This window comes from Nakamurella endophytica (assembly GCF_014646215.1).
Lineage (GTDB): Bacteria > Actinomycetota > Actinomycetes > Mycobacteriales > Nakamurellaceae > Nakamurella > Nakamurella endophytica.
In genome coordinates this window covers 456,587-477,536 of the sequence record NZ_BMNA01000002.1, presented here as the reverse complement: position 1 = coordinate 477,536, position 20,950 = coordinate 456,587, and the positions used below count along the sequence as shown (strand labels likewise).

The 20,950-nt window shown below is 73.7% G+C and carries 19 protein-coding genes and 1 tRNA gene; 5 read left to right on the top strand and 15 right to left on the bottom strand.

Annotation, left to right across the window (positions count from 1 at the left end; genetic code table 11):
* Nucleotides 1–101: 101 nt before the first annotated feature.
* The 4 genes from IEY37_RS05715 to dinB all read right to left on the bottom strand — a co-directional run bounded on the left by IEY37_RS05715 (nucleotide 102) and on the right by dinB (nucleotide 3,080).
* A complete protein-coding gene (locus IEY37_RS05715; RefSeq protein ID WP_188940533.1) occupies nucleotides 102–326 on the bottom strand; it encodes a hypothetical protein in 225 nt (74 codons plus the stop codon).
* 9 nt (nucleotides 327–335) lie between these two features.
* Nucleotides 336–785, bottom strand: a complete 450-nt coding sequence (locus tag IEY37_RS05710) for a YdeI/OmpD-associated family protein (RefSeq protein WP_188940532.1) — start codon at nucleotides 783–785, stop codon at nucleotides 336–338.
* A gap of 86 nt (nucleotides 786–871) precedes the next feature.
* Nucleotides 872–1,849 carry a non-homologous end-joining DNA ligase gene (gene ligD, locus IEY37_RS05705; protein ID WP_188940531.1) on the bottom strand — a complete coding sequence of 326 codons (978 nt, stop codon included), beginning with the start codon at nucleotides 1,847–1,849 and terminating at the stop codon, nucleotides 872–874.
* Nucleotides 1,850–1,874: 25 nt separating this feature from the next.
* The gene (gene dinB / locus IEY37_RS05700; protein ID WP_373298256.1) at nucleotides 1,875–3,080 is read right to left on the bottom strand and encodes a DNA polymerase IV; all 1,206 of its coding nucleotides are present in this window, start codon (nucleotides 3,078–3,080) and stop codon (nucleotides 1,875–1,877) included.
* Between the two features lie 178 nt (nucleotides 3,081–3,258).
* Here dinB and IEY37_RS05695 point away from each other — a divergent pair, with 178 nt between their 5' ends.
* On the top strand, nucleotides 3,259–4,644 hold the full coding sequence (locus IEY37_RS05695; RefSeq protein WP_188940529.1) for an NlpC/P60 family protein: 1,386 nt from the start codon (nucleotides 3,259–3,261) through the stop codon (nucleotides 4,642–4,644).
* Between the two features lie 215 nt (nucleotides 4,645–4,859).
* Here IEY37_RS05695 and IEY37_RS05690 read toward each other — a convergent pair whose 3' ends face one another.
* A complete protein-coding gene (locus IEY37_RS05690; protein ID WP_188940528.1) occupies nucleotides 4,860–5,909 on the bottom strand; it encodes a cation diffusion facilitator family transporter in 1,050 nt (349 codons plus the stop codon).
* Between the two features lie 135 nt (nucleotides 5,910–6,044).
* Nucleotides 6,045–6,494 (bottom strand): NUDIX domain-containing protein, encoded by a 450-nt coding sequence (locus tag IEY37_RS05685; RefSeq protein ID WP_188940527.1) that lies wholly within the window; start codon nucleotides 6,492–6,494, stop codon nucleotides 6,045–6,047.
* A gap of 145 nt (nucleotides 6,495–6,639) precedes the next feature.
* On the opposite strand from IEY37_RS05685, the gene IEY37_RS05680 reads away from it, so the two are divergent.
* On the top strand, nucleotides 6,640–7,446 hold the full coding sequence (locus IEY37_RS05680) for an SDR family NAD(P)-dependent oxidoreductase (protein ID WP_188940526.1): 807 nt from the start codon (nucleotides 6,640–6,642) through the stop codon (nucleotides 7,444–7,446).
* A 90-nt stretch (nucleotides 7,447–7,536) separates the two neighbouring features.
* Here IEY37_RS05680 and IEY37_RS05675 read toward each other — a convergent pair whose 3' ends face one another.
* The 7 genes from IEY37_RS05675 to IEY37_RS05645 form a co-directional block, all read right to left on the bottom strand.
* A complete protein-coding gene (locus tag IEY37_RS05675; protein WP_229674066.1) occupies nucleotides 7,537–9,051 on the bottom strand; it encodes an FGGY-family carbohydrate kinase in 1,515 nt (504 codons plus the stop codon).
* Nucleotides 9,052–9,065: 14 nt separating this feature from the next.
* Nucleotides 9,066–11,093, bottom strand: a complete 2,028-nt coding sequence (locus IEY37_RS05670; protein ID WP_229673953.1) for a GMC oxidoreductase — start codon at nucleotides 11,091–11,093, stop codon at nucleotides 9,066–9,068.
* Between the two features lie 67 nt (nucleotides 11,094–11,160).
* On the bottom strand, nucleotides 11,161–12,273 hold the full coding sequence (locus tag IEY37_RS05665; protein ID WP_188940523.1) for a lactonase family protein: 1,113 nt from the start codon (nucleotides 12,271–12,273) through the stop codon (nucleotides 11,161–11,163).
* Nucleotides 12,270–13,355 carry an ABC transporter permease gene (locus tag IEY37_RS05660; protein WP_188940522.1) on the bottom strand — a complete coding sequence of 362 codons (1,086 nt, stop codon included), beginning with the start codon at nucleotides 13,353–13,355 and terminating at the stop codon, nucleotides 12,270–12,272. Before IEY37_RS05660 ends, IEY37_RS05665 begins: the two co-directional genes overlap by 4 nt.
* The gene (locus IEY37_RS05655; protein ID WP_188940521.1) at nucleotides 13,352–14,197 is read right to left on the bottom strand and encodes an ATP-binding cassette domain-containing protein; all 846 of its coding nucleotides are present in this window, start codon (nucleotides 14,195–14,197) and stop codon (nucleotides 13,352–13,354) included. Before IEY37_RS05655 ends, IEY37_RS05660 begins: the two co-directional genes overlap by 4 nt.
* A 182-nt stretch (nucleotides 14,198–14,379) precedes the next feature.
* Complete coding sequence (locus tag IEY37_RS05650) at nucleotides 14,380–15,030, bottom strand: TetR/AcrR family transcriptional regulator (protein WP_188940520.1); 651 nt, start codon at nucleotides 15,028–15,030, stop codon at nucleotides 14,380–14,382.
* Nucleotides 15,031–15,145: 115 nt separating this feature from the next.
* Nucleotides 15,146–16,036, bottom strand: a complete 891-nt coding sequence (locus IEY37_RS05645) for a sugar ABC transporter substrate-binding protein (protein ID WP_188940519.1) — start codon at nucleotides 16,034–16,036, stop codon at nucleotides 15,146–15,148.
* 31 nt (nucleotides 16,037–16,067) lie between these two features.
* On the opposite strand from IEY37_RS05645, the gene IEY37_RS05640 reads away from it, so the two are divergent.
* Nucleotides 16,068–16,334, top strand: a complete 267-nt coding sequence (locus IEY37_RS05640) for a hypothetical protein (RefSeq protein WP_188940518.1) — start codon at nucleotides 16,068–16,070, stop codon at nucleotides 16,332–16,334.
* Between the two features lie 72 nt (nucleotides 16,335–16,406).
* On the opposite strand, the gene IEY37_RS05635 is transcribed toward IEY37_RS05640, so the two are convergent.
* Nucleotides 16,407–17,348: a sugar phosphate isomerase/epimerase family protein gene (locus tag IEY37_RS05635; RefSeq protein ID WP_188940517.1), complete on the bottom strand. Its 942-nt coding sequence runs from the start codon at nucleotides 17,346–17,348 to the stop codon at nucleotides 16,407–16,409.
* Nucleotides 17,349–17,879: 531 nt separating this feature from the next.
* On the opposite strand from IEY37_RS05635, the gene IEY37_RS05630 reads away from it, so the two are divergent.
* Nucleotides 17,880–19,166: a vanadium-dependent haloperoxidase gene (locus IEY37_RS05630; RefSeq protein WP_188940516.1), complete on the top strand. Its 1,287-nt coding sequence runs from the start codon at nucleotides 17,880–17,882 to the stop codon at nucleotides 19,164–19,166.
* Between the two features lie 145 nt (nucleotides 19,167–19,311).
* Here the strand turns inward: IEY37_RS05630 and IEY37_RS05625 are convergent.
* Nucleotides 19,312–19,397: transfer RNA gene (locus IEY37_RS05625), tRNA-Leu, on the bottom strand.
* A gap of 139 nt (nucleotides 19,398–19,536) precedes the next feature.
* Here IEY37_RS05625 and IEY37_RS05620 point away from each other — a divergent pair.
* Nucleotides 19,537–20,937 (top strand): M20/M25/M40 family metallo-hydrolase, encoded by a 1,401-nt coding sequence (locus IEY37_RS05620; protein WP_188940515.1) that lies wholly within the window; start codon nucleotides 19,537–19,539, stop codon nucleotides 20,935–20,937.
* The last annotated feature ends 13 nt before the right edge of the window (nucleotides 20,938–20,950 follow it).

The window sequence follows — 20,950 nt, the reverse complement described above, 5'->3', positions numbered from 1 at the left end:
GGGCGGCACGTGCGCGGAACGGCAGGGGTCACCGCAGGGGTGGTCCACGTGCTGGTTCCGTAGGGTGCGCCCCTCGCCTGCCGCCGCGGTGGGCCGGGTGGTCACCGGGTCCGGTACACGGCGGACAGCCAGATCACCACGGCGAGCAGGACGAGCACCGCACCCGGCACGGCGAGCGACCACGCGCGCTCGAGGACGCCGGCGACCAGTGCGCCGGCTCCGCCGGCGGCGCCCACGGTCAGCAGGATGCTGGGCGGCCGCCACCGGGGCGTCCCGGGCTGCAGGTCGCCGTTCCGGTCGCCGTCCGCCGGAGGTCGCACGCTCACCCGGTCACCTCAGCGCGCCCGACCCTCGCGCAGTTGAGCGACGAGCTTCTCGATGCGGCGGTCGCGGGTCGCCTCGGTCTTGGCGCCGGTCACCTGGTCGGCGAACCAGCGGCGCTGGCTGGGGGACACGGTGCGGAAGAAGCGGTCCGCCTCCGGGTCCGCAGTCAGCGCCGCGGCCAGCGCTTCCGGCACCTGCACCTCGCGTGGTGCCGCGTCCAGCTCGAGCTGGACGGTGACCTCGTCACCGGCCGCGACGCCTGCAGCGGAACGGTTCTCGGCCGAGAGCGGGATCATCACGCGCCCGCCCATGGACCCCAGGGTCAGTTGGAAGCGGTGCGGGCCGATGGTCACCGCGACCGCGGGCCGCCGGCCACCACCGAGCGCGGTGACGACCTCCTCGGGGACCGGGATGCCGGTGGCGCTGCGACCGCTGGGCTCGACGGTGGCCGTGAAGTGCATGGCGCAGAGTATGGCGGCCGGGGGCCGGCCGGGCCGCCAGGCGAGGGCCGGATCGCGTGTCGTCCGGGGACGGCCCCCGGGCGCGGCTACTGCAGGTCGACCGCCTCGCCGGGGTCGGGCACGCCCTCGCGCTCGTCCCGGTCCGCCCACTGCAGCAGGGGGTCGATCCGGAACACGGCCTCGTCGATGCCGGCGTGCAGGTCGCCCAGGGCCGCGAACCGCGCCGGCACCGTGGCGATGGTGAAGTCGTCCGGGTGGACGTCGTCGACCTCGTCCCACCGCACGGGCGTCGAGACGGTGCCGCGCGGGTTGCCGCGCACCGAGTACGCGGCGGCGATGGTGTGGTCGCGGGTGTTCTGGTTGTAGTCGACGAACAGCTTGGCCGGGTCCCGGTCCTTGCGCCACCAGGTGGTGGTGACCTCGTCCGGCGCCCGCCGCTCCACCTCGCGGGCGAACGCCAGGGCGGCCCGGCGCACCTCCTGGAAACCCCACCGCGGCTCGATGCGGACGTAGACGTGCAACCCGCGACCACCGGAGGTCTTCGGGAACCCGGTCGCCCCGAGCTCGTCGAGCACCTCGTGCACCACGTGCGCGACCCGCTGGACCCGGCTCCAGTCGCAGTCCGGCATCGGGTCCAGGTCGATGCGCCACTCGTCGGGACGCTCGGTGTCCGCGCGCCGGGAGTTCCAGGGGTGGAACTCCACGGTCGACATCTGCACCGCCCAGACGACGCTCGCCAGTTCGGTGACGCACAGCTCGTCCGCCGTCCGCCGGTAGCGGGGGAAGAACACCCGGACCGTCTGCACCCAGTCCGGTGCGCCGGCGGGAAGCCGCTTCTGGTGGACCTTCTCGCCGCTCACCCCCTCCGGGAAGCGGTGCAGCATGCACGGCCGCTCGCGCAGCGCGGTGACGATGCCCGGGCCGACCGACAGGTAGTACCGGACCAGGTCGAGCTTGGTCTCCCCGCGCTCGGGGAAGTACACCCGGTCCGGATTGCTCACCCGGACCGTGCGGTCGCCGACCGGCAGCTCGATCGCCGGGGTCCTGCCGGTCGTGGCTGCCATCCCGCCGACGCTAGCGGTCGCCGCGTCAGTCGGGTAGCAGCGGCATGGCGAGTCCGGGATCCCGGCCGAGCAGCACGGCCCGGGTGAGCGCCGCGCGGCCGAACCGCTCGCGCACCGCGTCCAGGGCGCCGTCCAGCGCCTGCGGCGGGACCGCGTCGAACGGCAGCTCGGGCTGGCCGGTGGCGGCGCCGTCGGTGTCCAGGCCGCTGACCCCGACGCCGATGAGGGTCAGCCCGCCCCGGTCGGCGACCAGCGGCGCCGCCTCGGCCAGCAGCCGCCGGGCCTCGCGCAGCACCGGGGCGGTCAGCGCGGTGGGGGAGCGCAGGCTCCGCGACCGGGTGGCGCGCGTCCAGTCGTCGAAGCGCATCCGGACGGTGACGGTGCGGCCCTGCCGGCCGGCGTCTCGCAGGCGCCGGGTCACCCGCTCGACCAGGCCGATCAGTGCCGCGTCGACGTCCGCCGGCTGGTGCCGGCCGCGACCGAGGGCGCGCTGGGCACCGACCGAGCTGCGCCGCCGCCCCGGCCGCACCCGCCGGGGATCCCGGCCATCGGCGAGGGCGCACAGATGGTGCCCGGCGGCCGGGCCGAGCAGGCTGACCACCGTCGGCTCGCCGGCCGCGGCCAGCTGGGCGACGGTGCGGATGCCGAACTCGGCCAGCCTCGCCGTGGTGACCTTGCCCACACCCCAGAGCGCCTCGACCGGCAGCGGGTGCAGGAACTGGCGCTCCGCACCGGCGGGCACCAGCAGCAGGCCGTCGGGCTTGGCCTGCCGGCTGGCGACCTTGGCCAGGAACTTGCTGGCGGCGACGCCCACGGTGATCGGCAGCCCGACCTCCTCGCGAACCCGTCGCCGCAGCCGGACGCCGATCGAGACCGGGTCGCCCGCCGCGCGTCTCAGCCCGGACACGTCCAGGAAGGCTTCGTCGATCGACAGCGCCTCCACCACCGGGCTGGTCTCGTCGAACACCCGGAACACGTCGCGGCTCGCCGCCGAGTAGGCCGCCATGCGCGGCGGCACGACGACCAGCCCGGGGCACAGGGCCCGGGCCAGCCGTCCGGACATCGCCGTGCGTACCCCGTACGCCCTCGCCTGGTAACTCGCCGCAAGCACCACTCCGCCACCCACCGCGACGGGCCGGTCCCGCAGGGCCGGGTCGTCCCGCTGCTCGACCGAGGCGAAGAACGAGTCGAGATCCGCGTGGAGGATGGAGGCGGAACCGGACACGAACACATGTTCGCACAAGTGCCGCTGGCCTGCGACGACCCGTCGTGGCTTTTCGCGGCCGGCACTCGATTCGGCGATCCAGGACGTCGCAGGACCATGATCGTTCAATAACGGAAGGGTTTACTTCTTATAACGAGCCGGTATACGGTCCCGGCCGGCACCACAACGGTTTCACATCGACCGGGTGTCGTCCAACCCCATCGGCGAGGAGGCGGCCACGGCCAGTCACCGAACGTCCACATCCACCCTGCGACGGACAGCGTTCGTCGCGGCGGTTCTTGCCTCGACGCTCCTGGTGTCCGGCCAGCTGGCCACGGCAGGTGCGGCCGCCCCGGCCGCGGCCGTCCCGCAGGCCGTCCCGGTCGTCGCGCCGCAGGCAGTGCCCGCCGCCGTGCCCGCTGCCGTGCCCGTCGCCGTGCAGGCCGCCGTGCCCGCCGCGGTGGCGCCGGCGGCCGCCGCGGTCGGCGGCCGGTTGACCCGGGTGGTGCAGCTGGCCAAGCAGCAGGTGGCTGCAGGCATCCCGTACCTGTACGCAGGCGGTCACGGCGCCCGGCCCGCGCCGCTCGGCAGCCGGGTGGACTGCTCCGGCCTGGTCCGCGAGCTCTACTACGCCGCGTTCGGCGTCGACATCGGCGGCGGCAGCGGCGATTCCAGCGTCCGGCTGTCCGGTCACTTCACCAGGACGTCGCACCCGGTGCCCGGCGACGTCGCCCTGTTCGGCAACAACAACTCCGCCCCGGCGTTCCACGCGGCGATCTACGTCAGCGGTTCGGGACGCGACGTGACCCTGATCGGCGCGCCGCAGACCGGCGAGTTGATCAAGTACCAGTACGCCCGCAGCGCGTACTGGTGGAACACTGCGATGGGCTACTGGCACTTCAATGGCGCCACCGCCGCGGACTCCGCTCCGCCGGTGGCCGCGGCGCCGCCGGTCCGCAAGGTCGTCGGCCACCTGGACGTGGTCCGCACCGGCACCCAGTCGATCACCGTCAAGGGCTGGACGGCGGACCTGTACGCGCCGCGGACGTCCAGCACGGTGCAGCTGGTGGTCGACGGCCGGAACCGCGGCCGGGTGGCGGCCAACAAGGCCCGCCCCGACGTCAACCGCAACGCCGGACTGCCTGGAGCACACGGCTTCCAGGCGACGACGGCGGCCGCGCCGGGTGCCCACCGGGTGTGCATCATCGGCATGCGCCTGCACTCCCGCAGCCGCAGCACCCAGCTCGGATGCGTCACGGTGACGGTGGCCAAGCCGCAGGGACGCGGGTCGGCGAGCGTCGTCGGCGCCGCCCGCAAGGTGTCGGTGGGCGGCTGGACCGTCGACCCGATCGCCAGCAGCAGCCTGGTCCGGCTGCGGATCACCGACGGCGGCCGGCTGGTCGCCGCGCCGGTGACCAACCGGGCGAACGCCACCGTCAACCGGATCCTGCGCGTGCGGGGCACCCACGGGTTCGCGGTGAGCTTCGCGGCGACGCCCGGCGTGCACCGCGTCTGCACGGTGGCGCTGCCCAACAACGCGCAGTCCGCCGGCACCTCGCTGGGGTGCCGCTCGGTGCGGGTGAGCGGCTGACCCACCGGGTCGGGGGTCCGACGGTCGGCGACGCACGCGTCGCCGGCCGTCGGCGTCCCCGGGGGCAGGGTGGTGCGCCCCGTCCCCGGGGCAGGGCACTCCACCCCGTCCCCGGGACAGCGTGCTGTGACGGCCGGCGCCGGACCGGTCAGGGCGCCGGTCGGGGACCGGTCAGATCGCACCGGCCAGCCGGCCCCGCCCCCCGGATCCGCCCGTCAGACCACGAGCGCCGGCTCGTCCGGGGACGCGAGGGACAGGGTGGCCGAGACGATGGCGGGCGAGCGGGTCAGCCGAGCCTCGAGCGCGCGCAGCCGGACGGCGGTGCGATGCTCGACGTCGTCGCCGCGGAGGTCGACATCGGCCACCAGGTTGAGCATCCGGGGGCCGACCACCTCGAGCCGCAGGAAGGTCACCCGGTCCACCTCCGGCAGCCGCAGCAGCGCGGCCACGGTCGCCGCCCGCACGCGCTCGTCGGCCTCCTGACCGACCAGGAACCGCCGGTTGCGGTTGATCAGCACGACGGCCACCACGCCCAGTACCAATCCGACCAGGATCGAGCCGATGGCGTCCGGCACGCTCGACCCGGTGATCTCGTGCGCGGCCAGGGCGCCGGCGGCGATGAGCAGGCCGACGAGCGCCGCCGAGTCCTCGGCGAACACCGCCCGCAGCGTCGGGTCGGACGTGGCCAGCACGTGGTCGAGCAGGTCACGGTCCAGCGCCGCGGCCTCCTTGCGGGCCTGCCGCACCGACTGCAGGAACGACGTCCCCTCGAGCACGAACGACAGCGCCAGCACGATGTACCCGACGAGGAAGTCCTGCGCCGGTTCCGGATTGCGCAGCTCGGTGATGCCGTGGGTGACCGACACCGCCGCACCGGCGACGAACAGACCGAGGGCCGCGAACAGCGACCAGACGTAGGCCTCCCGCCCGTAACCGCTGGGGTGGGTGGCGTCCGGGCGGCGGGCCGATCGCCGCTCGGCGATCACCAGGAACACCTCGTTGCCGGTGTCCGCCCAGGAGTGCGCGGCCTCGGCGAGCATCGAGGCGGACGCCGTGATCGCCGCCGCGACCGACTTGGCCAGCGCGACCAGGAGGTTGGCGCCGAACGCCACCAGCACGGTGACGAAGCTGCCGCCGTGGCTGCCGGCCAGCGGCCGGGATCCGTCGGTGCCCTGCTCGACGAACGCGGACAGGTCCTCGGGTGACTGGGGGAGTCGGATGGTGTCCCGGGTCACCGGGACCTCGGGCGGGCGAGCGTCGGTCATGACCGGTGCTGTTCCCCTCGACGGACTCCGGACACCGACGACGGGTGCCTGCGGCGCAGACCCCGTCGGGCCCTGCGCCCGATCCCGTCACCGGCACCCGGGTGCGGCTCCCGGGTCCGGTGCCGGGCGCCGAAGTCAGGCGTGCCGGGTGATCGCCCGGACCTCCGTCCAGGATTCGGCGAAGTGCGGGTGCAGCGGCAGCGCGGTCACCTCGTCGATCGGCAGCCAGCGCAGCTCGGCGCCCTCCCAGTTCGGCCGCAGGCGGAGCGGCCGCAGCCAGGACGCCACGACCGTGACGTAGGACCAGCCGCCGTGGTCGTCGACGTGGCTGCCCACCGGCCGCACGTCCGCCGGGCGGATGCCGGCCTCCTCGCCCGCCTCGCGGAGCGCGGCCTGCTCGGGGCTCTCGTGGCTGTCCCGGGCCCCGCCCGGCACGCTCCAGGTCCCGGGATGCGCGACGGCGTCGGAGCGGTGCTGCAGCAGCACCGACCCGTCCCGATGGACGAGCAGCCCGGCGGCGCCGAACCGGCCCCAGTGACGGTGCCCCAGCGAGCACCGCACCCAGCCGTCACCGTCGTGGTCCACCCGTGCCGCCCGTCCGTCCGTGCCCGTCCCGGGCCTCCGTGCCGTCCCGCCGGGAGGGCGGTACCCCGCACGCCGGCAGGCATCCGTCCCTGCGCCCCGGCCGGTCGCCGACGGTACGCGGGGGGCCGACCGGCACGATGGTGCGGTGGCGGACGGCGCGGCGGTGGGCACGGTCCCGGCACCGTTCGACCTGTCCGGCCGGGTGGCCGTGGTGACCGGGGCCGGGAGCCCGTCCGGTATCGGCCTGGCGACCGCCCGCCTGCTGTCTCGGCTCGGCGCGGCGGTGCTCGTCACCGGGACCACCGGCCGCATCCACGACCGGGCGGCGGAGCTCGCCACCGCCGGGCACGACGTCGGCGCGGTGGTCGCGGACCTGACCGGCCCGGACGGCGCCGACCGGGTCGCGGCGGCCGCCCGGGACCGCTGGGGCCGGGTGGACGTGCTGGTGAACAACGCCGGGATGGTGTCCGCGGCGTCGCCGGAACCGGAGGACGGGCCGCTGTCCGAGGTCACGCCGGCGGTGTGGCGGGCCGGGCTGGCCCGGAACCTGGACACCGCCTACCTGGTCACCCGTGCGGTGCTGCCGCTGCTGACCGCGCCCGGTGGCCGGATCGTCCTGGTGTCCAGCGTGACCGGACCGGTGATGGCCATGCGCGACGACCCGGTGTACGCGGCCGCCAAGGCCGGCCTCACCGGCCTGGCCAGGGCGCTGGCGGTCGACCTGGGTCCCCGGGGTGTGACCGTCAACGCGGTGGCCCCGGGCTGGATCGCCACCGGGTCCCAGACGGCCGACGAGGCGCGCCAGGGCCGGCACACCCCGCTCGGCCGCAGCGGGACCGCCGACGAGGTCGCCGCCGTGATCGTGTTCCTGGCGTCGCCCGGCGCCGGCTACCTGACCGGGCAGACGGTGGTGGTCGACGGCGGCAACTCCGTCGCCGAGCAGCGGGCCTGACCGATCGGCAGGCTCGGCAGGAACCGACAGGCGGGGGGCAGCCGGCAGGAACCGGCCGCAGGGTCGGCCGGCCGGAACCGGCCGGGTCGGTCAGGACGGCCAGAGCAGCTCGCGGAAACCGGCGACCCGGGCGGCGGTCGCCCGCAGGGCGGCGTGGGCCCGCGGATCCGGCTCCCACGACTCGCCGGTGGTCGGCTGGAACACCTGGTCCGGCGGGATGTCCTCGACGGCCGCCCAGGCCAGCAGGGCCAGCCCGGTCGAGGTCGCGGTGGCCGGGTCGGGCAGCGCGGTGCGCCGGCCGACGGCGTCGGTCAGCAGTTGCACCCACCGCGGTTCCTGCACGAACCCGCCGGACAGCCGCACCTCGCCGGCCGGGCCGGCGACGGCGGTGACCGCGTCGGCGAGCTCGACGGCCGCGGCGGCCACCCCGGTGAGCGTGGCCCTGGCCACGTCGGCCGGGCCGTGGTGGGCCGCCAGACCCACCAGTGCCGCCCGGAGGTCGGACCGCCACACCGGGGCCCGCTCGCCGTGCAGGTACGGCACGAAGACCAGCTCCGGATCGGCCGGTACCGAGAAACCGGCGGCGAGCGTGCCGGCCAGCGAGCTGCCGGCGGCCCAGGTGCCCTGCAACCAGGTGAGGACGTTGCCGCCGTTGCTGCCGGCGCCGCCGGCCACCCACCGGTCCGGGGTGACCGGGTAACACCACACCCGGCGGGACGGGTCGACCGCCCGGTGCCCGAGCCCGGCGCGGTAGGCGATGCTGGTGCCGATCGTGCAGCTGGCGATGCCGGACTCGAATCCGGCGGCGCCGATCTGGGTCAGCGGCCCGTCCATCCCGCCGAGCACCACCGGCAGCCCGCCCGGCAGGCCGAGCCGGTCGGCGGCGCCCGCGCCCAGCGGGGCCTGGTCGGTCGCGGCGCGGACCGCGGGCAGCATCTCGGCGTCGACCTGCAGCCGGTCGGTGAGCGCGGCGTCCCACTCCCACCTCTCGCTGTCGAACAGGCCGGTGGCGGCGGCCGTCATGGGGTCCGTCCAGCACCGGCCGGTCCAGCGCCGGAACACCTCGTCCTTGACGCCGAGCAGGGCGGCCGCCCGCGGCAGGCCGGCGTCCCGGGCCCACCGGATCTTCGCCGGCCAGTAGCTGGCGTCCGGGGGGCAGACGGTGCGCCGGTAGGCGTCGACGAGCTCGGGGGTCAGCTGCAGCCCCGCCCGGTGCGCCCGGGTGTCCGACCAGAGCACGACGGTGCCGCCACCGTCAGAACCGCCCGCCCCGCCGTCCCCGGCGTCGGTGCCGTCGGTGCCGTCGGTGCCGGCCCGTTCCTCCGGGGCCGGCCCGGTGCCGGACCGGGCCGGCAGCACCAGGCTGCTCGCGGTGCCGGACGCGGCCAGCGCGCGGACGCGCACCCCGGGCGCCGCGGCGACCCGGCGCACCGCGGCGTCGACGGCGGCGACCACCTCGGTCAGATCCTGGGTGGAGGCGCCGTCCGCGCCGACCCGGGTGGCGACCTCCAGGCCGGCCTCCGCCACGGTCCGCAGGGCCCGGTCGTGCGCCCGGGCCCGCACACCACCGGAACCGATGTCCACCGACACCACGCAGTCCCGCATCGAGGCCACCCTGCTCACCATCCCTGCCGCGCCAGTGCGGCGCTGTTGCGATAGGCCAGCGCGAGCACCGTCAGCACGGGGTTCACGCCGCCGTTGGTCACGTGCAGCGAGGCGTCCATGACCCACAGACCCGGGTGGCCGTGCACCCGGCCGTGGGGGTCGGTGACGGACGTGCCGGGGTCGGTGCCCATGCGGGCGGTGCCGGCCTGGTGCTGCCCGGCGGACAGCCCGGCGGGCGGCGGCGGGCTCCATACCGCGTCGGCGCCGCTGGCGGACAGCCACCGGGCCGCCCGGTCGCGGTGCAGTTCCGCGGCCCGCAGCGTCTCCGGATGCACGCCGCCGGACAGCCGCGCCACCGCGGCACCGTGCGCGTCCCGGACCCCGGCGGCCAGGGTCACCCGCGACCGGGGGGACGGCACCTCCTGCACCGGGCCCCAGACGTGGCCGGTGCGGCGGTACCGGTCGCGCACCGCGGCCTTGCCGAGCGCACCCCAGCGGGGCGCGTCCGGCCCGGCGGCACCCCAGAGCCAGTACAGCACGGGCAGTTTCACCACCTCGTTGGCCAGGACGCCGCCGCTGACGGCGGTGCCGTCGCGGTCCTGCACGTAGTCCAGCGTGGCGATGCTGACGCCGGGACCCGCGGAGTCCTGGACCGGGTCCGGGAAGTAGCCGTAGGCGCCGGCGTAGACGTGACCCTGCAGGTGCCGGCCAACCTGGTCGTGCCGGTTGCCCAGGCCACCGGGATGGTCGGCGGTCCGGCTCGCGAGCAGCAGCCGCGCCGTCTCCACCGCACCGGCGGCCAGCACGACGGTCCGCGCGGCGACCCGCCGGCGCCGCCCGGTGCGGACGTCGACGACGCGGACCCCGCTCGCCGCGCCCGTGCCGTCGACCTCGACCTGCTCGACCCGGGCACCGGACAGCAGGGTGCAGCGGCCGGTGGCCAGAGCCAGCGGCAGCACGGTGTTGTGGCTGCCGTTCTTGGCGTCGGACGGGCAGGCGAAGCCGACGCACTCGCCGCACCGCACGCAGGCCGCCCGGCCGGCTCGGGGCACCGAGTTGATCAGCAGCGGCACCGGCCCGGTGGTCAGGCCGAGCGCGGCGGCACCGGCTCGCAACGCCACGGCCTCCGGGTTGTCCGGGAACGGCGGCAGGGGATAGGGAGCGCTGCGCGGCCCCTGCCGGGCGTGGGCCGCGCCGTCGCCGCAGACGCCGAACTCCCACTCGGCCCGGCGGTAGAACGGCTCGAGATCGTCGTAGGTCAGTGGCCAGTCGGCCAGCGAGCTGTCCTCGGGCACCCCGTGCAGGGACGCCATCCGGAAGTCGTCCGGGTGGAACCGCCACGCCATGCCCTGGTAGACCCGGGTGCCGCCGCCCACGGTCTGGGCGTTGTTGCTCCACCGCGGGTCGTGCTCGTCCGGCACGGTGACGTCCGCGCCGTCCGGGCCGGCCACCACCCGCGGGTTGCCCCTGGACGCACCCGTGTTGTGTCCGTAGACCGGCAACCGGTGGTTGGCCAGGTGGTCCCGGCCGACCTCGTCGGGGCCGAGCAACCGGCCGCGCTCGACCACCAGCACCCGGGCGCCGGCGTCGGAGAGCACCCGGGCGGCCACCCCGCCCCCCGCGCCGGCGCCGACGACCACGACGTCGTAGCGGTCCTCGACCTCGTCCAGCCCGGCCTGCGGGAGCCACGGGAACCGCACCGGCGCGCCCGGCGCGCGGTCGGGCGCGGCGCGGTAGCCGATCTCGTCCCACGCGGGACTGTCCCGCTGCCCGTAGTACGCCTGTGCCGCCAGCCCGACCAGCGTCGAGACCAGACGGGCCGGTGGCACCGGCCACCCGGCCCGGTGGTCCGCGGTCTCCAGCTCGCCGACCAGGGTGGCGTCCACCGGACGGCCCTCGGCCTGCAGCGCAGCCAGCCCCGGCCCCAGCACGTCCGCCCACAGGGCCGCGTGCGGCCCGGTGGCGAGCCGGTCGAACCAGGGCAGCGCACCGGCGTCCACCGCGGACGGGTACCCGTCGGCCGGCACCAGGACGTCGAGCACCGCTGCCAGCGTCCCGCGGTGGGCCGCCGGGATCACGGTGTACCGCGCCGCCGCGACCGCGGCGCGGTCAGCACAGCACCAGGCAGACGGGGGTCGGCACGGCGTGCGTCCCGACGAGGGACAGCCGGCCGCCGTCCTCGTCGACCGCCAGGGTCACCACCGCGTCGCTGTCCTGGTTGGCCACCAGCAGGTGCCCGTCGGGCGTCTCGATGAAGTCGCGCGGCTCGCTGCCGCGGGTCGGCTCGACGTGCCGCAGCTCCACCCGGGAGCTCTCCGGGTCCACGGCGAACATGGCGATGCTGTCGTGGCCGCGGTTCGCCGCCCACACCCAGCGACCGGACGTCGACGCGCGGACCGCGCTCGTCTGGTTGTGGCCGGACCAGTCCTCGGGCAGCGTCGAGGCGACCTGCACCTGCTCGAAGCCGTCCCCGGACCGGCGGAGCACGACCAGCGTGTTGTCCAACTCGTTGAGCAGGAACAGGTGTCGGCCGTCCGGGTGGAACGCCAGGTGCCGGGGTCCGGCGCCGGGCACCGTGCCGATCCGCAGCTCCGGCCGCTCGGTGAGCCGCCCGTCGGCCTCCAGCCGGTAGCACAGCACGGCGTCCAGCCCCAGGTCGGGCACCCACACCAGGCCGGTGACCGGGTCGAACAGGACCTGGTGCGCGTGCGGGCCGGTCTGCCGGACGGGGTGGGTGCTCGACCCCTCGTGCTGCACGTGCTCCACCCGCTCGCCGAGCCCGCCGTCGGGCTGCCGGGCGAACACCGCCACGGAGCCGGTGCGGTAGTTGGCGACCAGCACGAACCGCTCGTCGGGATCCAGCGCGAGGTGGGCCGGCTCGGTGCCGCCGGACGGCGCGGTGCCGATCGGCGTCAGCGCACCGGTCCGCGGGTCCCGGGCGAAGGCGGCGACGCCGCCGCCCGGTCGACCCTCGAACTCCGTGGTCTCCACGACGGAGTACAGGAACCGGCCGTCCCCGGTCACCGCGACCCAGGACGGGTTGCGCACCTGCGCGGTCGTGGCGAGTTCCCCGAGACCGCCCTCCTGGTAGTCGGTCTCCAGGATGCCCGGCGCCTTGCCGTCCACGTGCGGCAGCCGCTCGGTGTAGGTGCCGATGACCAGCCGCTGGCCGGTGGTGGCGGAGGGGGTGGCGGACCCGGTAGCCGGTCCGGTGGCGGTCATCGGTCACCCCGCCGGCGGACGCGGTAGCGGTCGAGACCCACAGCGACGATCAACACGACTCCGATCGCGATCAGTTGGTAGAAGGACTGGAAGCCCAGGATGATCAGCCCCGTCTGCAGCACGATGGCGAGCACCGTGCCCCAGATGACGCCGACGATGCTGACCTTGCCGCCCTCGATGAGGGTGCCGCCGATCACCACGGCGGTGATGGCGACGAGCGGGTCCTGCACGTGGCCGGCCACAGCGGTGGACCCGTAGCGCGAGATGTCCACGAAGCCGGCCAGTCCCGCCAGGCCGCCGGCGATGGCGGCCAGGGACACCAGGTGCCGCTTGACGCGGATGCCGGCGCGCTCGGCGGACGTCCGTTCGGAACCCAGTGCCAGGGTGCGGATCCCGTAGCGGGTGTAGCGCAGCAACCACCACAGCACGACGGCCGCGACGATGGCGACCAGCGCCGGGTAGGGCAGGAAGCCCCACAGCGACGCCAGCCCGAACTCGGACTGCAGCTGCGACGGCACGGAGGTCACGTCGCCGCCCTGGGTGATCACCAGCGCGGCGCCGGTGCCGATGCCCATGGTGCCGAGGGTGGCGATCAAGGAGTTGATGTCGAAGTAGGCGATCAGGATGCCGTTGACGATGCCGTAGACCACGCCGGTGCCGATGCAGACCACCGCACCGAGAAGGATGGCCACGCCAAGGTTATGGTAGTTGCCGTCGGCGTCGGGCGGTCCGGCGATGCCCTTGATGGTCAGCGCGCCGAGCACCGACGACAGGACCAGGTTGGACCCGACGGACAGGTCGAACGCGCCGGCACCGAGCAGCATCGCCAGGCCGAGCGCCAACAGCAGCGCCTCGGTGCCGTTGATCATCAGGGCCTGGACGTTGGTCTGGCTCCAGAAGACGAAGTTGTCCGAGAGCGCACCGAACAGCAGGACCAGGAAGACGTCCAGGACCAGGATCCAGGTGCCGGTCTCGCGGAACAGCCGCCGCAGCGGCGACTGCGGAGCGACGGCCCGGATGTCCGGGTCGAGGTCGTCCGGTGCCTTGGCGCGACGCGAGCGCCCGGACATGACGGTGCTCATGCGGCGTTGTCCCTTCCGTAGCCCACCATGGTGGCCACGACGTCCGGCACGGTGAGGTCGGCCGCCGGCGCCTCGAGCGCCGTCACGCCGCGCCACAGGATGGTGACCCGGTCCGCGACCTTGAGGACCCGGGGCAGGTCGTGCGAGACGACCAGCACGCCCAGGCCGCGCTCGGCCACGGTGCGCATGAGGTCGCAGACGATGGCGCTCTGCCGCGCCCCGAGAGCGGCCGTGGGCTCGTCCATCAGCACCGCGGTGTGCCCCCACATGACGGCCCTGGCGACGGCGAGCGCCTGCTTCTGCCCGCCGGACAGCGCGCTGATGTCCACCTTCAACGACGGCAGTTTGATCGACAGTTCGCGCAGCGCGGCGTCCGCCCGCTCGGTCATCTCCCGCCGGTTGACCACGCCCAGCCGGCCGAGCACGCCGCGGTGCCGCATCTCGTTGCCCAGGAACATGTTGTCCACCACGGACAGGTCCGGCGCCAGCGCCAGGTCCTGGTGCACGCACTCCACGCCGGCGTCCTGGGCGTCGCGGATGGAGGAGAACGAGACAGGCCGGTCCGCGACGACGAACTCGCCGGCGTCCGGCTTGATCATGCCGATGAGCGTCTTGAGGAACGTCGACTTCCCGGCGCCGTTGTCGCCGAACAGCGCGACCACCTCGCCGGCCCGCACGGTCACGTTCGCGTCGGTGAGGGCCTGCACGTGGCCGAACCGCTTGGCGATGTGCCGCCCGGCGATGGCCGTCTCGAAGTGCCCGTCCGCGGCCGCACCGGCGGTGGCGGCCGCCGCGGGCGGGGACGGGGTGGTGGCCGCTGCGTTCTCGGTGCCCTCGGTCATGGGCGTCTCCTCGTCGAGTGGTGGTCGCAGTGCGATCGACCGCTGGGACCGGGTCCCGCCGCCGGCCGCCGGATCGGTCACGGACGGAAGCCTCGGGCCGTCACCGGTCGGCCGGTGGCGACCGGGAACCGATCGTAGGGTCGGCGTGTCGTAAAAGTCAATGCATGACAACTATTGGCCGGTCAGGCGTGCGCGACGCCCACCGCCGACCCGACCGGCACCTCGTCGTGACCGGTCCAGTCCTTGAAGATCATGGCCAGGGTGCGGGAGAAGACCGCGACGCTGTCCACGTCGGGGTCGATCAGCCACTGCAGCTGCACGCCGTCCATGAAGGCGTACAGGGCCCGGACCTGCTGCTCGATCTCGTCGTCGTCCATCCAGCGGACCTCCGACGCGTCACGGGCCTCGCGCAGCCGGTCCGCGGCCTGCCGGACGACCCGGCCGTACCGGGTGCGGATGAACTCCCGGGCCGGGTGGTGCGCGTTGGACGATTCGGCGCTCAGCGTCAGGAACAGCTCGATGAGGCCGCGGTTGGCCCGGTTGTGCACGATGGTGTCGGTCAGGTGGGTGAAGTACTTCAGCCCCCGGGAGCCGGTGGAGCCCATGGCGTCCACCTCGGCGTCCCAGTTGTCCAGCACGGCGGCGAGCAGCCCTTCCTTGCTGTCGAAGTGCCGGGTCAGCGCCGCGGGCGTGACCCCCACCTCGGCGGCGATCTGGCGCAGCGACCCGCCCATGTAGCCGTAGGTGGCGAAGATCCGGGACGCCGTCTCGATGATCTCGCGACGGCGCCGGATACCGTTCTGGTACGGGCCTCTCGCCGTTCGCTCGGTCACCGCGGAATCCTTTCCGGCCGTGCCGACGCGACTCGGGACGACCTGTGCGCGCCGGAACCCGCCGGGGGACGGTGGGGGACACCCGAGGGTAGTGTGCCCCCACCGTCCCGGTCGGTCAGCTGCAGCCGGACTTCTGCAGGTACGCCACGTTCTCCGGGGCGTCGACGTTCGCCTTGTTCAGCACCTTGAGCGGGACGTCGACCACCTGCGGGTCGAGCTTCGGCACCGGCTCGCCCTTCTTGGCGGACTGCAGGTAGGAGATGGCGGCCTTGACGCCCTCCTGGCCCAGGCCGTAGGCCGGCTGGCCCATCAGCGCGCTGAAGACGCCGCTCTTGAGACCGGCGACCTCCGCCTCGTTGGCGCCGTACGAGTAGACCTTGATCTGCCCGGCCTTGCCGGCCTGCTGCACGGCGGCGCCGGCACCCTCGCCCTCGGGGCCGGAGATGGCGTAGATGGCCTTGAGGTCCGGGTGCGCGACGATCATCGCCGAGGCGGCGGTGGCCGCCTTGGTGCGGTCGAAGTCGTCGTACTGGGTGGGCAGCGCCTTGAGGTTGGGCGCGGTGGTGGCCAGGCCGTCGATGACCGGCTTCCACCGGCGCACGGCGTCCTCGACACCCGCCGTGCCGCCCAGCACGGCGATCGAACCGGACTGGCCCTTGAGCTCGTCCGCGATGTACTTGACGAACTCGCTGTTGTCCTCGCCGTTGACGAACAGCACCCGCTCGGTGGCGGGCGTGATGGTGCTGTTCACGCCGATCACCGGCGTGCCCTTCTGCATCAGGTCCTTGACCTGGGTGGAGAAGGTGCCGACCTGCCACGAGGCGAGCAGCAGGGCGTCCGGGTTGGTGAGCATGGCCGCGTTGTAGTTGGCCTGCTGGGTGGCCGACGACGTGTCCGTCGCCGACGAGTACCAGGTGATCTTGGATCCCATGGCCTCGGCCTGCTTGGTGGCGCCGCACTGCAGCGAGGACCAGAACGGGTCCTGCGTGTAGGCCGCGACGCCCACCAGCTTGTACGGGCCACCCTGGCCGCCGCCGGTGGCGCTCGACGAGCCGGCCGAGCTGGCGCTCGATCCGGACGACGACGCACTCGACGACCCGGCTGTGTCGGCCGAGCTCGAGGCGCTGGAGCTGCTCGCCGAGCTCGAGCTGCTGTCCGAGCTCGAGCTGCTGGACGAGCTGGAACCCGAGCCTGAGCTCGACGATCCACAGGCGGCCAGGAGCAGGGCGCTGATGGTGATGCCGCCCAGCAGGCTGAGCGAGGTCTTCCTCCGGTGCTGCATGACGTCCTCCTTGACGCGGTAGCTGGAGCCTTCGGGGGGAGCGGGGATGAGCAAGGGACGAACAGGGACGGCTGCCGGGATGCCGTCCGTGGGATCACTCGACGGGCAGACCGACCTCATGGGCCAGGTTGGTCAGGTACTCGAGAGCCACCTTGTACTCGTTCTCGAACTCGCCGGTGGCGTCGGCGTTGCCCTTGTAGACGCCGGGCACGTCCTCGTGGCCGCGCGAGACACCCGGCACGTCCTCGAACTCCAGCGAGAGGACGCCCTGGTAGCCGGTGTCCTTGAGGGCGCGCAACAGGTGCCGCCAGTCGATCTTGCCCATGCCCGGGCGCCAGTGGACGTTGGTCTCACCGTCGTTGTCGGAGAAGTGGCAGTGCAGCACCCGGGACCCGAGCCGGTACACCGCGATGTGCGGCAGGTCGCCCACCGGGTAGAGGTGGCTGGGGTCGAGATTGACGCCCAGTGCGGGGGAGTCGACCGCGTCCAGGATCCGCAGCAGGCCCTCGGTGTTGGCGCCGTAGCGGAACGGGTGCGGTTCGATGCTGTACTTGACGCCGGCCTGCTCCGCGTAGTCGGCGCACTCGCGCAGCGACTCGACGTACTGCTCCCAGTTCCCGGTCCAGTCCAGACCGGAATCCACGGCCAGCGAGAAGGTCTGGACGTGCGGCCGGTCGGTAATCCGCGGGTAGTCCAGGTCGAACGGCAGGTGCGTCACCGTGTTGATGATCGGCGCGCCGAGCTGCGCGCCGGTGTCGACGCCCTTCTTGAACATGTCGATCGCGCCGCGGCGCACCGACTCGTCGGGGCTGGTGACGCCGCGGTTGTTGACGACGAACTGGGACAGCGCCATGTCCCGGTCCGACAGCACGGACTTCAGCGTCGCGATGGTGTCGGCGGTGTAGTAGTCGTCGAGCGCTGCCGGGGCCCAGGCGATCAGCTCGGTGGCGCGGAAGCCGGCGTCCCCGATGCGGGCGATCGCCTTGTCGTACGGGGTGTCCCAGCGCCAAGGCCAGATGGAAGCGCCGAACCGCATTGTCGTCACCTTTCGATGTCCGGGCAGGGGGCATCGACCGCCGGGCTGCCCGGCGGGACCGGGTGGCCGACGGCGGCCGGTGGTGGAGAGGAGCGCCGCGGGCGACTGCCCGGGCCGGGTGTTCGTGTGATGAACAGTACAGAACTGTAGGCAGCTGTCAACAGTTGTACAACGACGACTTTTCGTGTCGCCGGAACGGGGAAGGTCGGCCGCATCGGACCCGCGGCCGGATGCCGCGCGGACGCCGCTGCAGCGCGGTCGAGGCACGGCCGGCGACGGCCTGTCCCCGGCCCTGGTCACCGGGCGTCGTCCGCGGGCTGTGCGCCCCGCCGACCCTGCGCGCGGCGACAACGATCCCCGGACACGGCGGTCGGAGATCTTTGCGGGTCCTTTACTTCCGCACAACGAGAAAGGCGTGCGGGGTAGTCACCAAATGTGCCTTGTTGACACCCGCCGGACCGGCGAGGACGCTCACCGAAATCTCCACCGGGGACGGTCGACCACATTCTCGAGACGTACCGGAGGTTTTCCATGATTCTTTTGTCGCGCCGTTTCCTGGCGGCTGCGGTGGTGGCCACGGCCTGCCTGGCCGTCCAGGTCGCCGGGAGTCCACCGGCCGCGGCGCACCCGGCTCCGCACCCTCCCGGCGTGTCGGTGATCACCTCGTGGAATGCGATCGCGCTGCGGACCGTCTACGCCGAGAACGCGACACCCATCCCCTCCTCCAGCCTGTACCTGGCCTTCGTCTCGACCGCGGTCTACGACGCGGTGGTGACCGTCGAGGGCCGGTACCAGCCGTTCACCTACCGCGCCCCGCAGGCCCGGGCTGCCTCGTCCGAGGTCGCCGCGGCCACTGCTGCCTTCACGGTGCTGCGCCACTACTTCCCGGCGTCGACGATGGCTCTGGAGGCCGATTACGCGGCCTTCGTCGCAGGTCGGCCGGCGGGTCACGCCACCGACGCCGGCATGCGGGTCGGTCGGGCGGCGGCCGAGGCGACCATCGCCTCCCGGGAGGGCGACGGGCGCAACGCCGAGCGGGTCCTCACCGTGACGCCTGGCCCGGGCGTCTGGCGGCCCACGCCGCCCGCCCTGGCGCCGATGCTGGTGCCGTGGCTCGGCTTCGTGCGTCCCCTGGTGCTGCGGTCGCCGACACAGATCCGGCTGCCCGGACCGGACCGGCTCACCTCGCGCGCCTATGCCCGCGACTTCGCGGAGGTCAAGGCGTACGGAGCGAGGCAGGGATCGCTGCGCAGCGCCGAACAGACCGAGACGGCATTGTTCTGGAATGCCAATTCCGTCGCGCAGTACCGGACCGCGCTCGCCGGTGCGATCACCCGCCGCGGTATGGACATCGTGCAGGGAGCGCGGGCGATGGCCCTGTTGAGCACGTCCACCGCGGATTCGGTGATCGCGTGTTGGCGGGCGAAATACGACTTCCATTACTGGCGGCCCGTGACGGCCATTGCCCTGGCCGCCACGGACGGGAATCCGGCCACCGTCGCGGATCCGTCCTGGCAACCGTTGGTGGACACGCCCCCGTACCCGGACTACCTCAGCGGCCACGCCTGCATCACCGGTGCCGCGACGAACACCTTCTCGTACCTGTTCGGCCGCCACTCCATCGACGTGGACATCGCGTCGTCGGTGACCGGCACGACCCGGCACTTCGACTCGGCACGCGCGCTGGATCGCGAGACCATCGACGCGCGGATCTGGCTCGGGCTGCACTTCCGCAGGGCGATGACCGACGGGAACCGCCTGGGCCACCAGGCGTCAGCCTGGACCATCCGGCACGCGTTCCGGGCGGACTGCCGCTGAGCACGGCTCTCCGTCGCGCCGCCGGCTGCGGCCGGCGGCGCCGCGGTGTGCCCGGCTCGGGACAGCGCGGCGACCTACGCCCTCCAGCGGGCGCCCGAAACGGATGACGAAGGTTGGGAGTCGGAGGCCACAGGCCCGGCAGTGCTGGTGTCCGAGGGGGGACTTGAACCCCCACGCCCTTGCGGGCACTAGCACCTCAAGCTAGCGCGTCTGCCATTCCGCCACCCGGACCGGTGTACGCGGCTGTGCACCGCGCCGGTTGATGTTACCCGGTCGCGGGGCGCGGACCCAACCGGCTGCGCCGTGACCGCGGCTGCCCCGAAGCCACCTGGGTGGGTGAGGCGGCCGTCCCGCGGTGTAGGAAGGACCGATGCCTGCCGATCCGGATGCCACCGGCCCCGACGCCACCGCTGCCGACGCCACTGCTGCCGACACCGCCGCCGCCGGCACGGGCGGCACCGGCGGCGAGAGCGCCGCCGAGCAGGAGGTGGTGCGGATCTGCAGCGAGCTCATCCGCTTCGAGTCGGTGAACACGGGCGACCCGGCCACCATCGGCGACGGCGAGGCGCAGGCGGCCCGCTACCTGCAGCAGCAGCTGGAGGAGGTCGGCTACGAGACCACCTACCTTGAGTCGGTGCCCGGCCGCGGCAACGTCGTCGCCCGGCTGGCCGGCGCGGACCCGAACCGCGGGGCGCTGCTCATCCACGGGCACGTCGACGTCGTCCCCGCGGACGCGGCGGAGTGGACGGTGCACCCGTTCTCCGGCGCCGTCCAGGACGGCTACGTCTGGGGCCGGGGCGCCGTCGACATGAAGGACATGGTGGCCATGACGGTCGCCGTGGCCCGGCAGTACAAGCGCGACGGCACCGTCCCGCCCCGGGACCTGGTGTTCGCGTTCATGAGCGACGAGGAGGCCGGCGGGAAGTACGGCGCGCAGTGGCTCGTCGACAACCACCCGGAGCTGTTCGCCGGGGCGACCGAAGCGATCTCCGAGGTCGGCGGCTTCTCCATCCCGCTGGACGACCGGCGTCGCGCCTACCTGGTTGCCGCCGCCGAGAAGGGCATCGCCTGGGCCACGCTGCGGGCCACCGGCCGCGCCGGCCACGGGTCGATGACCAACGACGACAACGCGGTCACCAAGGTCGCCGACGCGGTGTCGCGGCTGGCACACCACGAGTTCCCCTTGACGATGACCCGGACGGTCCGCTCGCTGTTGAACGGCGTCACCGAGCTCACCGGCCTCGAGTTCCCCGAGGAGGACCTGGAGGGGCACATCGCCAAGCTCGGCCCGGTGGCCCGCATCCTGAATGCGACGCTGCGGAACACCGCCAACCCCACCATGCTCAGCGCCGGGTACAAGGCGAACGTCATCCCGTCCCGCGCCGAGGCCACCGTCGACTGCCGGGTGCTCCCGGGGTCCGAGGCGACCTTCCAGCGGGAGGTCCAGGACATCGTCGGCGACGACATCGAGATCGAGTGGAACTTCGCGACACCGCTCGAGTTCCCGTTCGAGGGTGATCTGGTCGAGGCCATGAAGGCCGCGCTGGCCGCCGAGGACGCCGACGGATATCCCCTGCCGTACATGCTGTCCGGGGGCACCGACAACAAGTCGTTCTCCCAGCTCGGCATCGCCGGCTACGGGTTCTCGCCGCTGCGGCTGCCCGCCGACCTGGACTTCTCCTCGCTCTTCCACGGCGTCGACGAGCGGGTCCCGGTGGACGCGCTGAAGTTCGGCGTGCGGGTGCTGGACCGGCTGATCCGCACCTCCTGAGGAAGGCCGGCCC

What these genes read in the sequence shown, in the direction of transcription:
- IEY37_RS05630 (WP_188940516.1), top strand. Translation starts at nt 17,880, where the DNA reads ATGATTCTTTTGTCGCGCCGTTTCCTGGCGGCTGCGGTGGTGGCCACG.
- ligD (WP_188940531.1), bottom strand. Translation starts at nt 1,849, where the DNA reads ATGGCAGCCACGACCGGCAGGACCCCGGCGATCGAGCTGCCGGTCGGC.
- IEY37_RS05655 (WP_188940521.1), bottom strand. Translation starts at nt 14,197, where the DNA reads ATGACCGAGGGCACCGAGAACGCAGCGGCCACCACCCCGTCCCCGCCC.
- IEY37_RS05665 (WP_188940523.1), bottom strand. Translation starts at nt 12,273, where the DNA reads ATGACCGCCACCGGACCGGCTACCGGGTCCGCCACCCCCTCCGCCACC.
- IEY37_RS05620 (WP_188940515.1), top strand. Translation starts at nt 19,537, where the DNA reads ATGCCTGCCGATCCGGATGCCACCGGCCCCGACGCCACCGCTGCCGAC.
- IEY37_RS05710 (WP_188940532.1), bottom strand. Translation starts at nt 785, where the DNA reads ATGCACTTCACGGCCACCGTCGAGCCCAGCGGTCGCAGCGCCACCGGC.
- IEY37_RS05635 (WP_188940517.1), bottom strand. Translation starts at nt 17,348, where the DNA reads ATGCGGTTCGGCGCTTCCATCTGGCCTTGGCGCTGGGACACCCCGTAC.
- IEY37_RS05690 (WP_188940528.1), bottom strand. Translation starts at nt 5,909, where the DNA reads ATGACCGACGCTCGCCCGCCCGAGGTCCCGGTGACCCGGGACACCATC.
- IEY37_RS05660 (WP_188940522.1), bottom strand. Translation starts at nt 13,355, where the DNA reads ATGAGCACCGTCATGTCCGGGCGCTCGCGTCGCGCCAAGGCACCGGAC.
- IEY37_RS05675 (WP_229674066.1), bottom strand. Translation starts at nt 9,051, where the DNA reads ATGCGGGACTGCGTGGTGTCGGTGGACATCGGTTCCGGTGGTGTGCGG.